Source organism: Paenibacillus sp. L3-i20, assembly GCF_022180385.2.
GTDB lineage: Bacteria > Bacillota > Bacilli > Paenibacillales > Paenibacillaceae > Pristimantibacillus.
Window position 1 is genome coordinate 648833 of the sequence record NZ_BQME02000001.1, and the last position, 15260, is coordinate 664092.

Annotated in this window: 15 protein-coding genes; all 15 read right to left on the minus strand. The window is 41.0% G+C overall.

The features are described from left to right. Positions 1-10: 10 nt before the first annotated feature. Positions 11-661 carry a response regulator transcription factor gene (locus MFF31_RS03220; RefSeq protein WP_238186688.1) on the minus strand — a complete coding sequence of 217 codons (651 nt, stop codon included), beginning with the start codon at positions 659-661 and terminating at the stop codon, positions 11-13. Next, complete coding sequence (locus MFF31_RS03225; protein WP_238186689.1) at positions 639-3035, minus strand: ATP-binding protein; 2397 nt, start codon at positions 3033-3035, stop codon at positions 639-641. The genes MFF31_RS03220 and MFF31_RS03225 overlap by 23 nt, the downstream gene beginning before the upstream one ends. Before the next feature lie 22 nt (positions 3036-3057). Beyond that, on the minus strand, positions 3058-3228 hold the full coding sequence (comX, locus tag MFF31_RS03230; protein WP_238186690.1) for a competence pheromone ComX: 171 nt from the start codon (positions 3226-3228) through the stop codon (positions 3058-3060). A gap of 139 nt (positions 3229-3367) precedes the next feature. Further along, positions 3368-4285, minus strand: coding sequence for a polyprenyl synthetase family protein (locus tag MFF31_RS03235; RefSeq protein WP_238186691.1), 918 nt, complete (start codon positions 4283-4285; stop codon positions 3368-3370). A gap of 39 nt (positions 4286-4324) precedes the next feature. Continuing rightward, positions 4325-4492 (minus strand): hypothetical protein, encoded by a 168-nt coding sequence (locus tag MFF31_RS03240; RefSeq protein ID WP_238186692.1) that lies wholly within the window; start codon positions 4490-4492, stop codon positions 4325-4327. After that, complete coding sequence (locus tag MFF31_RS03245) at positions 4482-5225, minus strand: ABC transporter ATP-binding protein (protein WP_238186693.1); 744 nt, start codon at positions 5223-5225, stop codon at positions 4482-4484. Before MFF31_RS03245 ends, MFF31_RS03240 begins: the two co-directional genes overlap by 11 nt. A gap of 502 nt (positions 5226-5727) precedes the next feature. Next, complete coding sequence (locus MFF31_RS03250; protein WP_375541297.1) at positions 5728-7248, minus strand: 2-isopropylmalate synthase; 1521 nt, start codon at positions 7246-7248, stop codon at positions 5728-5730. Positions 7249-7406: 158 nt separating this feature from the next. Next, positions 7407-7652 carry a hypothetical protein gene (locus MFF31_RS03255; protein ID WP_238186694.1) on the minus strand — a complete coding sequence of 82 codons (246 nt, stop codon included), beginning with the start codon at positions 7650-7652 and terminating at the stop codon, positions 7407-7409. Positions 7653-8179: 527 nt separating this feature from the next. Further along, positions 8180-9238 (minus strand): tRNA (adenosine(37)-N6)-threonylcarbamoyltransferase complex transferase subunit TsaD, encoded by a 1059-nt coding sequence (tsaD, locus tag MFF31_RS03260; protein WP_375541267.1) that lies wholly within the window; start codon positions 9236-9238, stop codon positions 8180-8182. Beyond that, positions 9235-9729 (minus strand): ribosomal protein S18-alanine N-acetyltransferase, encoded by a 495-nt coding sequence (gene rimI / locus MFF31_RS03265; protein WP_375541268.1) that lies wholly within the window; start codon positions 9727-9729, stop codon positions 9235-9237. Before rimI ends, tsaD begins: the two co-directional genes overlap by 4 nt. A 2-nt stretch (positions 9730-9731) precedes the next feature. Continuing rightward, the gene (gene tsaB, locus MFF31_RS03270) at positions 9732-10541 is read right to left on the minus strand and encodes a tRNA (adenosine(37)-N6)-threonylcarbamoyltransferase complex dimerization subunit type 1 TsaB (protein ID WP_238186695.1); all 810 of its coding nucleotides are present in this window, start codon (positions 10539-10541) and stop codon (positions 9732-9734) included. After that, positions 10538-11026: a tRNA (adenosine(37)-N6)-threonylcarbamoyltransferase complex ATPase subunit type 1 TsaE gene (gene tsaE, locus MFF31_RS03275; protein ID WP_238186696.1), complete on the minus strand. Its 489-nt coding sequence runs from the start codon at positions 11024-11026 to the stop codon at positions 10538-10540. Before tsaE ends, tsaB begins: the two co-directional genes overlap by 4 nt. Positions 11027-11039: 13 nt before the next feature. Then, positions 11040-12143: a thiamine-phosphate kinase gene (gene thiL / locus MFF31_RS03280; protein ID WP_238186697.1), complete on the minus strand. Its 1104-nt coding sequence runs from the start codon at positions 12141-12143 to the stop codon at positions 11040-11042. Between the two features lie 163 nt (positions 12144-12306). Next, positions 12307-13389: an HD-GYP domain-containing protein gene (locus MFF31_RS03285; RefSeq protein ID WP_238186698.1), complete on the minus strand. Its 1083-nt coding sequence runs from the start codon at positions 13387-13389 to the stop codon at positions 12307-12309. 160 nt (positions 13390-13549) lie between these two features. Next, positions 13550-15229 (minus strand): histidine kinase N-terminal 7TM domain-containing diguanylate cyclase, encoded by a 1680-nt coding sequence (locus tag MFF31_RS03290; protein WP_238188469.1) that lies wholly within the window; start codon positions 15227-15229, stop codon positions 13550-13552. Positions 15230-15260: the final 31 nt, after the last annotated feature.

Sequence of the window (15260 nt, forward strand, 5' to 3'; positions counted from 1 at the left end):
TTGTCTATCATTAATACTGCTCCAAACTTATTAACCCAAGCCTCTTCGCTTCTTTTATCGCCTCTGATCTAGATCTCACATTGAGCTTCTCAAATATTTTGGTAAGCTGATATTCTACATTTCGTTGACTGACATGAAGATTAGCAGCTAACTCCTTGTTGCTAATACCTCCAGCTACTTCGTTAAGAATGTTCATTTCCTTTTCATTGATCGAAACATCCTGAACCGACAGCTCTGCCCTAGAGATAGCAACCTCGTTTCTTCGGAGCTGCTTTAATAGAGAAATTGGGATTACCGCCTCCCCTCGCAGAGCACAACGTATAGAGTTGTGCAATTGCTCTCTAGAAGCCGTCTTGGAGATGAATCCCGAAACACCACATTCCACCAAGAGATTAAAGTGCGACCCAATTTCATATCCAGAATAAATAATGACTTTCCATTCCGGATCAGAGTGTATGAGACGTTTCGTTAACTCCAAACCGCTTATACCTGGCATATTCAAATCGCATAAAATAAGATCAAATGGTTCTGTTTGAACTTTACTAAGCGCCTCCAGAGCAGACAAAGCAACCGTTACTACCATCTCGTTATCTTGCTCGATCATTGTTTTAGTACCTTCTCCAACAGAAGGATGATCATCAACTAATAAGATACGAATCACGTAATAATCCCCTTTCCGATCTTCCATTGGACATGGTTATCGGCATAAGAATAATGACCTCCAAACCCTTTCCAGGCTCAGAGTAGAATGAAATATCTCCTTCAAGACTGGCTACTCGTTCTTTAATTCCTGACAGACCCATATGTTCAAACGACTCTACCATATGTCTCATTTCCATGCCAATACCGTCATCCTGATAACGGAAAAATAGTGTTTCTTCTCGAAGCTCAAGATCAAGCTGCACAAGCTTTGCAGAGGCATGTTTATTTGCGTTACGCAATAGCTCCTGAACAATCCGATAAATAGCGGTAATTCTTTCTTCATCCAAATGCCCATTAAATAAATGTGGACGGAACTGCACCTCGAAGTTGACTCTCATTTGTGTATGCTCAATTATAGATTCAACAGCTTCAACGACGCCCATTTCTTTCAGCAATGGAGGTCGCAGCTCGTTGCACGTTTCACGAATCTGATGAATTACATCAAGTAAACCTTCTTTAATATCATCAAGCTCTTTCTCAAGCTTACCTGAGATAGGAAAATCTATCATTAATGCCTCTATTTTACGATACCATATTAATTGATCTTGGAGTGCAGAATCATGAAGATCTGCAGCTAACTTCCGCCGTTCATTCTCCGATAGGCAAAATAACATTCGCAGTACCCATGGAGAAGTCGTTTGCTCCTTTTTAACCTCCGACTCCAAGTCTTCAATTAAACCTTCGATTAAATAGAGGTTTTCAAATACAATACTAGAGTAATTCGCCATTGTCTTCAGCCATCTAATTTCGTCGGAATTAAAGCGTGTATGATTCATCTTCAAGCCTATCCATAGAATATGATATCTTGAACGTTGTTTTCCAATAATTAGTCCCAGCCCGTAAGGAAGATCAATTAATTCACCCAGTTTGAATGTCGTGACAATACCAAGAAGAAAATCTTCTGTAATTCTCTCCTCTAGACTGTTGCCCATTGGATAAACCGTCTCTTCTAGTTGGTCCACGATAAGAAAGGATATTCGAGTAACAGGCAATAGTGCATTAATCTCTTGTTTCAGAACCCCTTCTAAATCAGCCTGTTTCATTACCTTTGCAATACTGCGGGAGAAGCGATCCAAACTATCTTGATAGCTGTACATTGCCTTAAATAATCGCGGGCGAAACCGCTGATCAATTTGCTCTTTTACATATAAGAATAAGATCATCCCAATAAAAATGACTATAAATACAACTAGCCATTCTGAAAAAGCACTTCTATTCAATTTGAGAAGTATAAGTGACAATGCAGATGCGACTAATGTAGCTGGTATCAACGAAAGAGCCACATAATATTTAAAACGAGTCAAAATAAAATCAATGTCAAACAATTGATTAGACATCGCTAAGTAGAAGTAAACGACTGGCAATATAAATAAAAATAACGCAGTAAATGCACCCGGAATAATTTGATGATCGGTAAAAAGCAAAGGCATCAAGTTCAACATTGCAAACGGGGAAAATGCGATTAGATGTGAAATAAGCGTGATCTTGGACAATGATTTTAATCTTGTGCGCCTATTCCTTATATATTGAGTCATTAACAAATAAACACATACTAAATTACCCATCAGCACAACTCCGCTATAGGCTGCGATTATATACCTTCTAACTTCGATATCAAATATATTTGTCCAAATGTATAATACGCTTATTACACTTATCGGGCTAACTATTATAAATAATTTAATTAATAGTCTCTTATTAATAAACTGTACACCGAAACGACGGAGATAGATATTCATGAAATTCATGAATATGAGAGGTATGATGGGAATAACTATGTACACAATTGATAATCCTACCGGATCACTACGATACGAAGCTGCCGAACTATAATAAGCAATTCCTATTGCCATAAAGAAAAAAATTAACATTATAGCAGCTTGATCATCCTTACGTTTCACATATAAAAAAGCGGAAAACGCAAAAAAGATTAGAAGAGATATACCCGGAATATAAAGTTGAATCATCATCTCTGTAGTTGAACGATTATTTGACCAACCTTTTGAGAAAGAAATTATTTCTCTTTCCCCATTCTTATGTATAACAAGCACATTATCCGCATTTTCAATCGTATTATATTTCAATATATTAATATATTTTCCAACTGGCGCTCCGTTTACTTCGACTATTTGATCACCAACATCAATACTTTTAACTTTAGCATGACTAGCAGGTTCTACAGAAAGAACAAAGTAGGTGCCATCCGATCTCTTGTGCAGCTCCGCCCCAATTGGTGGAACACTAACAATAACAAACGTTAAGTAGAGTAAAACAATGATAGTGAGTAAAGAAATGAGGATTACACTTAAGCGATGTGGCGGAGTAGTTTTCATGTAATCCTCACCTTTCAAACTGCTATTGCCAGAAGAATGAATATCCATTATTTTTTTCGTTTTTATCTTTCAATTCTCCAAACAGCGCCTTTTGTTCTGCTACAGTGACTCCAGCGAGTTGCAATTGACCACCCATCACCGTAGACATATTTTCTTTGCTGTTTGCCAATTGACGAATTACTTCCTTTAGCATTTTAACTCCTCCATCTCTATTATTAATGTGAATATCTACCTAGTACATTTATACTATATCAATATTCCATTAGACTGCAAACGCAAACATAATTCGTATTTACCGAAATACACTTTGCGTGATTTCGCTATTTTTACAGTTACTTCAACATATTCAGCAACTTTTTCTTCCATTTATCATCTATATTCATCTCTAATAATAGCTCTTCAAACCTATTATAGTGCATTCTGCTTATAACAGAGCCGTACAATGCAGCACCTGAGTTTTCACAGATATCATAGAATATCTTCTCTTTACCTTGAATACTCGACTCCGTAATCCGCTCAGAAAAATAATCTGCAATCCATTGGCCCTGTTCATCTATACCTTCCAACAAATAAATCGTTAATAACGTTCGTTTACGATTTAGGAAGTCACTTTTCTCATCCCAGCGCAATAAATCTCTAGTGTCATTACGAATCTGAGAAGCTATACCAAGCTGAGAAGCATATTCTGCTACTTTCTCATTCCATGAATGCCCTGTCAACATGACGCCTGTCATACATGCCCACACGATTAAAGATGCAGACTTCTGCTCTACCATATATAAATAGGACTCATCATCGCTAATATTGTTCTCTAAATCAATCATCTGTCCGTTCGCAGACTTCAGTAGTTGCTCATTCATCATAGATGCTATTCGTCCTCGAAGTGCCTCGTCGGAGACACTTTCAAGCAATGCTTGTTGAGATAAAGTAATCATAGCTGTAGCAATATGAAGGGTTAAGGACTGTGATATTTTCATCCATGTTCTCGAGGGGGAATCACCATCTTCTAAATCGTCCAATATATCAGAAGCTAGAATAAAAAGTTCGACTGCTGCTACTGCCTGATCAATATTAGCTCCTTTTCCATCAAACATATGGTAATGAATATAAGTAAGCTCACCAAAAGACAATGTATCTCTAAGCTTTTCTTCTACAAAATCAATTGCATATTTCGCTAAAGGCTCAGCAGTAAACCATCTGCTAATCAATCGATGCATCTCAATGCCTATACTCGTATTACGTTCAATCATTGGTAATCCTCCGATGTGTACAACAATAGGACAATTATACTATGATTTAATAATGGGAGCATCTTTTTTATTACCTTTTTTAAGCATCCCTTCGTTTCTTTTCATAAGAATTAGAGCGATCATTTCCATCCTTTTTTTCAAAATACTCTGACGCTCAGAGGACAGTTTGTTACCACCTACTTCATGACTATCCGAATTAAGATTCAAAACCTCCCTCCGACCCTACAGCATAAAACATATATACAGCCTCCATTGTATGGCCTACTCTTGGAAGCTGATCTATTAGTTTTTTTGGAGAATCGCATACGACAAGTCTTCCTTCCTTCATCACTCCAACTCGATCACAGTGACATTGAATCTCTGACATATCATGAGAAATAATAATGATTGTTTTCCCTTGCACTTTTAACTCGGAAAGTAAGCTCCAATATTCTCTTTTGGCTTCTGGATCAAGTCCTGTAGTCGGCTCGTCCAAAAAGATAATAGATGGATTATAGATCATCGAAGTTGCTAATAAAGTTCGCTGCCTCAATTCGACTGATAAATTTTTGACGATGCTATCTACATATGGCAATAACCCAAAACATTTTAAGACGGCATTAACATTATCGGAGCTTTCATTAAGTTTCTGAAATACCTCTAGCGCTTCACGCACTGTAATTTTATCGATGTGAGAGGTGCTGTGCATAAATAACTTCGAATGCTGCCGCAGCTTCTCAATCTCTGAATATACATCGTAATCTAATACCATTATGAAACCTTCGTCGGGAACACCTTGGCCCTTCAATAACTTCAACAGTGTTGTTTTCCCAGCTCCGTCTGAACCCGTAATACCAAATAGTTCGCCTTGGTTCACCTGAAAGGATACTTTTCTTAATGCATTATTCGCGCCGTAATGCTTACTTATAGTCTCTACCTGAATAATTGCTTGCCTATCCACTCGGGTTACCTCCGTGATCGTATTAGTTCTTTTACGATATCGTATCCCTCAGATGATTACACCGAAAAAATTACTAGTAATTTGCGCAATAAAAATTGCGTTCCAACAGCAAGAAACTTATTAACAATATGACAATTTTGCCCTAAACAATAGAATCCACTACATATTAATAGTCATTATCGAGTTATACACAGACTTATCCACATTAAGGCTTAAATTGTTAGTAAATTCTGTCGATGTATATAACGAATGAATACAGAAAACTTACGACTTATTATGTCATTACTTATTCGCAATAAAGAACGTGGATAATTATCCACGTTGTACACACTATCCACAGTGTGTATGTGAAAAAACTATCCACGTTTACATTTTGGCTATAATCTCCATAAACCCTTATTCTATATGCATTTTTTACATTTATACACAGGGAAATGTAGGTATGTGCATAACTTTGTGCACAATCCTGGAAATGGAGCTCTTTCTCCCCTTATAGGAGAAATTATACGATTTCCACTGTCATCATTGCTTGATTACATGCTGAGATATAAGCTTGTGCAGCTGCCAATACTATATCTTTGTGAATCGAAGATCCACGGAATCTTTTCCCTTTGTAAATAATGCTTACCACAGCTTCCCCATGAGCATCTTCACCAGTAGACAGGGAATGCAGCTCCAAATCTTCAAACTCCACCGATTGTGGGATCGCTTGCCCAATAGCTTGAATAACTGCTTCCAGAGGCCCCTCTCCGATAGCCATATAAGACTTCTCTGCCCCAGAACTATTTTCACGAATTGTAACAGTTGCGCTTCTCGACCTCTGTGTACCAGCATGAACATTCAAATCTATAAGTTCCAATGGATTAGGCTGAGTTTTGGTCAAATCGCCTGCTATGCGAATAAGTTCATCATCCGTAACGATTTTTTGTCTGTCAGCCAATTCTTTGAATTGATTATAAACATCTCTCAATTGCTCAGCAGTCATAACTACCCCGTATTCTGACAAGCGATGCTTAATCGCGTGACTTCCAGAATGTTTGCCCAAAATAATCATGCTTCGGGATATTCCCATTGCTTCCGGGTCCATAATCTCGTACGTGTTACGATTTTTAAGCAAACCATCCTGATGAATACCAGATTCATGCTGGAATGCATTACGACCAACAATAGGCTTGTTATAGGCGATTGGGAAGTTCATCGTTCTACTTACTAACCGAGATGTTTCATAAATTTCTCCGATATTAATATTCGTCCCTACATGCAGGGCATCCTTGCGTGTTTCGATTGCCATGACTAGCTCTTCTAGTGAACAATTTCCTGCACGTTCGCCTATGCCATTCACTGTTACTTCAATTTGTGTAGCCCCACCTTGGATAGCAGCTATGCTGTTGGCAACTGCCAGCCCCAAATCATTATGACAATGAGCGCTGTATCGAACCGTGTCGCCGCCTCTTGCTTCCTTTCGAACTGCTTGGAAAAGATCGATTACTTCATGCGGCAAAGCATACCCTAGAGTATCCGGTAAATTAATAATCGTTGCCCCTTCAGCAATGACTGCTTCTACGAGTTGAATGACAAAATCACGTCCAGAGCGCGTGGAATCCATCGCCGAAAATTCAATCTCTTCCACAAACTGTTTACCATAAGCAACCATGTCACGGGCAATTTGTATCACTTCATCCCGTGATTTACGTAGCTGGTGATTCAAATGAATATCCGACGATGAGATAAACAGATGAAGACGTCTGCGCGCTGCATCCTCAGTTGCTCTAACTGCCGCATCAATATCACCTTTAACCGCCCTTGCAAAACCGGCTATTTCTACCCCTTGCAACTCCCTTGAAATTTGCTGAACAGCGGCAAACTCTCCAGGACTGGATACTGGAAAGCCCGGCTCGATAACGTCAATGCCAAGCTTAGCCAATTGGCGGGCAATAATAATTTTCCTCTCTGGTGCAATAGAAGCACCTGGAGACTGCTCGCCATCTCGAAGTGTTGTATCAAAAATTTGAATTTTATTCATTGCATTATTAGTTTCAGTTGTCATCATAAACTACCTCCTAGTTTTTGCATGCTAATTTTTTTGTACAAAAAAAGCTCGCCATCTCTAAAATAAGAGACGACAAGCTTACGCTTATGCCGTGGTACCACTCTACTTGGCTAATTTCATATGCAATTCACTTATTTCTCAAATCCGAGAAATTCGTTTGCAAAAAATAGCCCGCTTATGACCCGATTACAGAGGTTAACTGTAACGAAGTACAAGGCGACATCATCTGCGCAGGATGTGTTCACCGTTCCCTCGATCCGCTCCCAGGCGAGTTTCAAATATTGGCTTCGACTGCGTCGCACCATCCCGCAGCTCTCTGTACGAAATTTGATCTCTAATCGCATTTGCGATGTGTCGACCACTTTCGTTATTTCCACCTTTACTCTACTTGCTCCTGTTCTCAGCGTTTGTTGCCTATTCAGTTGTCAATTTCATCTACTTTTTTACAACAAAAAAAGCCTGTCATCTCTATATTCAAGAGACGACAGGCTATAAAGACCCGCGCGGTACCACCCTTGTTGACATCCCAACGAACCAAAAACGAACGTACAGGTATGCCCACCTTAACCATAAGACCAGCTCCGGATGCCGATACTTATGAACCCTTTCACGAAGGTTAACCGTAATCATGTAACTGTCGCTGTCCTACCATCGATTGGCATCGGACATTGTAAGCTTCCATCACTCCGCTCCCAGGCGAGTTTCAAACGAATCTTCGACTGCGTTGCACCGTCCCGCAGCTCTCTGTACCTTACAGCAGTTACCCGCTTCAGGCAATACCTGATTAGCTTTACTATTCCTGTTCATTGCGTTTGTTCTTTATGAGATTTTTAAGTATTGTTGCTTATTATATGCTTTCAATAATTATCTGTCAATTCAGATAACCCATTGTTTTATTTTTCCCCTAAATAGACCACTGCTCAAGAGAAAGTCCTGGATCAGCTTTCATATCAAGATTAGTAAAAATTCTACGTTTAAGTTTCAGATGAGCAGCCGCACCAATCATAGCCGCGTTGTCTGTACAAAGCGTTCCCGGAGGAATAAGTAATGAAATGCCTTCCACATTACACCGCTCTGTAAGAGCTGCACGTAAACCTCTATTAGCGGCTACTCCACCACATAACAACAATTGTTTTGCTCCATAGTGTTTAACGGAACGAAGTGCCTTTGTAACTAATACTTCGATAACTGATTCCTGAAATCCCCGTGCTAATGCGCCTTCGTCAAGAACTAATCCCTTCATACGGGACTGATTGATTACACTAAGAACAGCTGACTTCAATCCACTGAAGCTAAAGTCATAACTATCCGCTTCAAGCCATGCTCTTGGAAGAGTAATTGAACTCTCTGCTTCAACTGCTATTCTATCAATATGAGGGCCACCAGGGTACGGGAGATGCAAAGCTCTCGCTACTTTGTCATAAGCCTCGCCCACAGCATCATCTCTTGTTCGTCCAATAACTTGGAAGTTTCCTTCGCTCTCAAGTAATACAAGCTCTGTATGTCCACCAGATACAACCAGCGCCATACATGGATATTCCAATTCATGCACTAACTCATTCGCATAAATATGTCCTGCGATATGATGTGTTCCGATCAATGGGATATCTAATGCGAGCGATAAAGACTTTGCCGCTACAATACCTACTAACAGCGCACCAACAAGACCAGGACCTTGCGTAACAGCAATAGCCGACATGTCCGTCAGCTTATATCCTGATTGCTCCACAGCTTGTTCTATAATTAACGTTATTGTTTCTACATGTTTTCTTGAAGCTATCTCCGGGACAACTCCTCCGAATCGTTCGTGAATCTCAATCTGACTAGATACAACATTAGATAAAATATGTTTGCCGCCTCGAATAACAGAAGCAGATGTTTCATCACAGCTTGTTTCAATTGCCAGTATTAGCGCATCTTCATGCGCCAACAATTTTTCCTTATCTAATCCATGTATGCTCAAAACATGCTCTCTCCTGTCTTCAACCGCTCGATATCCAGCTCTGCCCACATAATTAACGCGTCCTCATCGTTATCCGAGTAATATCGAGGACGGATGCCAGAAGACTGGAACCCATATTTACGGTATAAATGCTGGGCAAGCTCATTTGTCACTCTAACTTCTAACGTCATTCTAACAGCTTCAAAAAAAACAGCGGTTCGTTGCATTTGCTCCAGCAGCTTATGCCCAAGTCCGTTTCCTCTCAAATCAGAACGGATTGCGATATTCGTAATATGAGCCTCATCCATAATGATCCACATACCGCCATATCCGAGCACTTGGCCGCTTTCTTCCATTACCATATAACGAGCAAACATATTGTTCGTCAGCTCATTCGTGAAAGCTTCCGCCGTCCAAGGACTAGTGAAAGCCTCCTGTTCGATCGCAATAATCGCAGGAATATCCTCTAACGTCATCGAACGATATATGATGTTGTCTACTACTGAGCTCACAGTTATACTTCACCTGCTTGCTTCGCCTTAAGCTTCACTTCCGCTTCAGTGAGCTGCGTATAGTTAGGTGTAAAGGTATGTGTGTTTTCTAATTGACCAGCTTCTAGCTTCTTCTTGCCTAATCTGGCTAAATATCGTCCCTCCAGCATATATGGCAGCAGTCGAACATCAGCTTGTTGCGAATTTCCATGCTCTCGTAGTTTTTCCGCTGATTCCAGATGCAACGACAAATCTCCAACAAGCCAGATCACTATTTCATGTTTTCTTGCATTTGCGCCAAGCGCAGCGACAATCTCATCAACCCAATCATTCATTAAACGAACGCCATCATCCAGCCATCTCGTCCATCCTGATTGTCGCCCAATGGAAAACCCAGCGCTATACACCTGTCCACGCCTTGCATCTATAATTGGCAGCACCCAATGCTCTACTAAATCTTCTGAAAGTTCACTTTCTGTCTCTATTCCCATTCCTTTATGCCAAGCACCATAAGCAATAGCTTCCAAACTGGACACTCCGACTAGCGGTTTATTCCACACCCAAGATAGCGTCTTCGCTGCAGTTACTGCAATTCGCATTCCTGTATAAGAACCTGGACCATTACCAACAACTATTGCCCCTAGCTGTTCCTGAGAAATTCCCGCTTGAAGCATTAATTCCTTCAAATGTGTAATGACATGTACAGAATGATTCCGCTCAGCCACTGACTGGATTTCGGCTACCACTTCTTCACCCTTCAAAAGAGCAGCAGCCATTGCTGCTGTCGAAGTATCAAGCGCAATAATTGCAGATTCCTTTTGTTCATCCATCATTCTGTCTCCTCCATCATGTTCCATTGGCCGCACCAATCGGCATAAGGTTCACCCAATCCAGTTATACGAAACCGTCTCGTTTCCCCGCCTAAGTTCTCAATAAATAGTGCAAGTCGGTTTGGCGGCAGAAGATCTTCGATGAGACTCGCCCATTCGACGATTGTTACACCTGAGCCATAGAAATAATCATCAAGTCCAAGCTCATCCGCTTCTTCCTGTGACAAACGATATACGTCCATATGGTAAAAAGGAAGCTCAGCTCCCTCATATTCTTTAATAATCGTAAATGTAGGACTATTGACGACTCCTTGCACACCTATAGCCGCAGCAAATGCTTGTGAAAAAGCAGTTTTGCCTGCACCTAAATCACCATCCAGTGCAATAACGACACCTGGTTTGGCGAGTTCTGCCAATTGTCTAGCAAATGTTATCGTATCTTGTAAACTGTGGACTTCCCATTCGGCTTGTCCTCGCTTCTGTTCCATTCTATCCACCCGTTCATCTCTGAAAATGATTATAGCCACGTTTCTGCAAAGGTTGCCTAATTTCTTGTTGTGATGCGGCAGATCCTTTTCCTGAAACGGTCACTTTACCATCCCCGTCATTGTATATACTTAGGAGTTCTACAGCTGGTTCTCCGGCTTCCGTTTCACCGATAATATAAAAGGGCAACCCTTCCGCATGAAATGTATCCCGCACCTCTGGCGCGAGTTTACTACTCATCGTGCCTAGCAGCACGTAGTCCTCGCCGCCGTAGAGCATCCACTCTAACGGGTTCACTCCTGCTATAGACGCATATGCACTCATACTTCCAGCCTTAGGCAACCTATGCTCATACAGCACAAGGCGCAATCCCGATGCTTCAGCTATTTCCCACGCTTCGCTTGCTAATCCGTCGCTTACATCATTTAGAGAGTGACATGCACCCGAATGGAGTAATAATCTTCCCGCCTTAACGGAAGGTGACGGACGTTGATGTGCGCATAACAACGCTCTGTAAAGCTCGTCCTCTATTAAGTTGGACCTTGCAGTTCCAACCTTTGTCATTAGCAAAAGGTTCAAGCCCGCAGCTGACAAACCTATTGGACCAGTCAGAAATATAACATCTCCAGGCTTGGCACCTGAACGCCTAATCTCAGCATTCTTCTCTATCGTGCCCGTTAATGTAACTGTAATGACCAAATACTCCGGTGAAGAGGTTGTATCCCCTCCGATAATTGCAATTCCGTACTTATCTGCACATAAGTAGAGACCGTCATAAACACGCCGTATACGTTCAGCATTGTAAGATGGAGGGACGCTAATGGCTACTAACGCATGAAGTGGTATACCACCCATGGCTGCAATGTCGCTAATGTTAGCCGCAAGCGCTTTGTATCCAATATCCTCATCGCTCATCGTTGAATCGTTAAAGTGAACCTTCTCAACCATCGTATCAACAGCAAGCAAAAGTTGCTTAGGTCCGGCAATTCCGTCTTCTGCCGATCCAATATCGATCGACGCTGTGTCATCGCCAATACCTAAAGTAACGCCTCGCTTCTGCTGCCAGCAGGCGCCTTGTCGGTCGCCCGTCCAATGCTGTATGCTCGCGAACTCATCCAAGAGTACGATCTCCTTTTGCTTACGTCTAAGCAATCTATTTCTAATCATTTTACCTTAATCATGTACATAATCAAAGTAAATACAGGATAAGGAAAGTAATAAAGCTTCTCTTATTAACGGCACGTAGCCGGAACAAGAGAAGCTCGGAATAAAACAGTACAGTTTATAATTCCTTCACAATTGTAATGTGAAGCTCATTTTTTAGTTCAATGTCGTACGGTGACTTTGGCATAGTCCCGTCGGCTTCTTTAATTACCCTAACACGCGGACGATGTACGGCCAGTTCGTTATTAAGCGATACAACAACCTCCTGTCCCGTACTTAAGAGTAGCGTTGTTGACACTGGGTAGACAGAAATATGATTGCAGAACAATCTTATAAGTTCCAGATCAAAAAAAGTTCCGCCCGCCGCAAATAGAAACTCAACTGCTTCGCTCGTTGTATACCTTTTGCGATGAGGTCTTGGTGAAACAAGCGCATCGTATGTATCCGCTAAACCAACAATCTGAGCATACATATGGATTTCATCCTTCTTTAATCCACGAGGATAACCAGAACCATTAAATCGCTCATGATGCTGCAATGCACAATGTGCTGACACGATAGAAATATCATGATATTTACGCAGTATATCGAAACCTTCTTTTGGATGAGTCCGCAGTTGCTCTAGTTCCTCATTTGAATAACGCCCTGTATGTGTAAGCAGCTTTGGCGATACTTTCGTCATTCCAATATCGTAAAGAAGCGCTCCTATACCAAGCTCTTCAAGTTGATTTCGATTAAACCCTTTGGCAATACCCATAATGCCTGACAACACCGCTACATTAAATGAATGCTGGAATATATACGCGTCCATCGAATGTATACTGGTCAAATTTACGAGCATGTTAGGTCTAGTCGCTAAATCCTGCATAATATTCCCGAATACGGATCGGAAGTTACGACCCATGTCGGGTGCGATTGTACGCCCTTTTGTAACAACTTCATCCTTAAAGGAATTCATCGTTTGGAAAATAGTATTTACGGCTTGCTTGCGAGTTTCATCTCGGATACTGTCCTCCGGGATAATATCTGTCGTCCTACCGTCCTCGATGAACAAAAAATCGATGCCCAACATCTGCAATCGATTAATATATCGTTCATTCAGTTCGACACCTTCTCCAAGCAGCACGTTACCGTTTTCTTGAAAGATCGGCTTTGCAACCTTGTCTCCAGGCTTGACTAAACCAAGTTGCACTTTTCTCATCAGATTGCTCCCGCCTTTAAACATTACTAGATACCTGAAGCCAGATAACTCTATTTTAGCAGACAAAGTCTATACTTTCCATGTAAGAGGAAGGAAACTATAAGTAAATAACAATATTAAATGAATTGGAAGAGAGGGCCCCTAACTGAGCATAGTCTCCTCATGCCAGCTTCCGGTTAACAATTTGATTGCGTCCGTTGTACTTCGCTTCATATAGAGCTGCATCCGCCTGCGCTATTAGCTCCCTGAGGAATGATTTTGGATCTTCAAGATCAGTTGAGTCATGTCTTTCAATAGAAACAACACCCATACTAATAGTAACGGCTACTGTACAATCACCATTTCCAGTAGGCACCCTATTTTTCTCTACTGTACTTTTAACGAGTTCCGCAATAATATCCGCTTGATCTCGATTCGTTTGGGGCAAATAGACTGTGAATTCCTCTCCCCCGAATCTTGCCAAAACATCCGTGAGCCTGAGTGCACTGCGTACAGCTTCTACGGTACTGCAAAGCACTTCATCCCCAATCAAATGTCCATAGCGGTCATTGATGGTCTTGAAGTAATCCAAATCAAAAATAAAAATTGAAAAAGGTACACCCTGTCGTAAACTTGTTACAACTTCGCTCTCCAATTGTTGCATCATATATCTGCGATTAAAGCAGCCCGTCAGACCGTCCGTAATCGCCATATGCTCAAGCTTTTTATTAGCTTGAGAAAGCTCATCCTGCATGATCAGCAGTTCCCTATTCCGTTCATGTAAAAGCTCATTTTGTGTATTGGTTTCCTCTACAAGCATACGGAGCTCCGTAACATCTTGGAAAGTTAATACCCGTCCTACGATACGCCTCTTTTGGTTCATAATTGGAGCCGACTGCACAATGATATGCATGCTCTGAGCTAGATTAATCGTTAACTCGATCTCTTGACGTTCCATTGGACGAACACGCTGCGCTTCAAAAAACATCCGCAATTGGTCCGCTGTATCTTTTTTGAACTGTGAAGCAAGTGCCTCCGGCTTAAAGAAATCACCTATTCTCAGACGGATAATCGGCTTTATGACCTTATTAACTTCGATGATCATATCATTTTCATCCATCACGATTATGCCCATCGACATTGTATTCATGACGTCCCTTTGCACGATCTGAATAATATCAAATACTTTATTGCGGCTTATAGCATGAACAATATATGCAGCTGTTACAGTCATCCCTATCGATACTAACGGAATATAGCGTGTAAAATGTTCAATATAGATAACGTTTACAAAGAAATCTGAAACTGCGAAAAAGGTGAGTACAAAAACACCATTGAGTGCCGTCCGGACCATCTTTCGATGGCGAATGGAGTCATCTCTCCGCTTCATCTTATACAACAAAATAATAAGAGACACGGATATATACATAATTAATTGAATGATCATAACCCAATAGAGGGGTCCATGCTGCAACTGCTTCAATGGCTCGAGCATCGGATTAACCGATAAGAACATTCCTTGAGGGTTCCATAAAACAACAGTAATCGAAATGAACGCAGGGATCGATAACAAAAATAAGCGACTTTTGCGAATGACATAATAATGGCCGGTCAAAAACAAAATAAAAGAAAACCAACCGATACCTAGCAACGAAAGAACTATGTACGAAGCAGATAGGTAGAATAGCCTATACGGAACAAAAGCCGTTGTCTGCGAGGCAAATTGGAATAGTGGCCACAGCATGAAGACGACATGTAGTAAGAGATAGATTCGGTGAAGAACCGTTACGGAGCTTGAAGAAAATACGTAGAGAAACAATCCCAACAGCACCAAAAACATACTAAAATCTAGCCAAATCATCCATTCCAATACGTTTCACCCATTCATTGTG

Bases quoted from the DNA above. Each gene is read 5' to 3' on its own strand.
- MFF31_RS03225 (WP_238186689.1), bottom strand. From the start codon at position 3,035: ATGAAAACTACTCCGCCACATCGCTTAAGTGTAATCCTCATTTCTTTA.
- comX (WP_238186690.1), bottom strand. From the start codon at position 3,228: ATGCTAAAGGAAGTAATTCGTCAATTGGCAAACAGCAAAGAAAATATG.
- MFF31_RS03235 (WP_238186691.1), bottom strand. From the start codon at position 4,285: ATGATTGAACGTAATACGAGTATAGGCATTGAGATGCATCGATTGATT.
- MFF31_RS03250 (WP_375541297.1), bottom strand. From the start codon at position 7,248: ATGAATAAAATTCAAATTTTTGATACAACACTTCGAGATGGCGAGCAG.
- tsaB (WP_238186695.1), bottom strand. From the start codon at position 10,541: ATGATGGATGAACAAAAGGAATCTGCAATTATTGCGCTTGATACTTCG.
- tsaE (WP_238186696.1), bottom strand. From the start codon at position 11,026: ATGGAACAGAAGCGAGGACAAGCCGAATGGGAAGTCCACAGTTTACAA.
- MFF31_RS03285 (WP_238186698.1), bottom strand. From the start codon at position 13,389: ATGAGAAAAGTGCAACTTGGTTTAGTCAAGCCTGGAGACAAGGTTGCA.
- MFF31_RS03290 (WP_238188469.1), bottom strand. From the start codon at position 15,229: ATGATTTGGCTAGATTTTAGTATGTTTTTGGTGCTGTTGGGATTGTTT.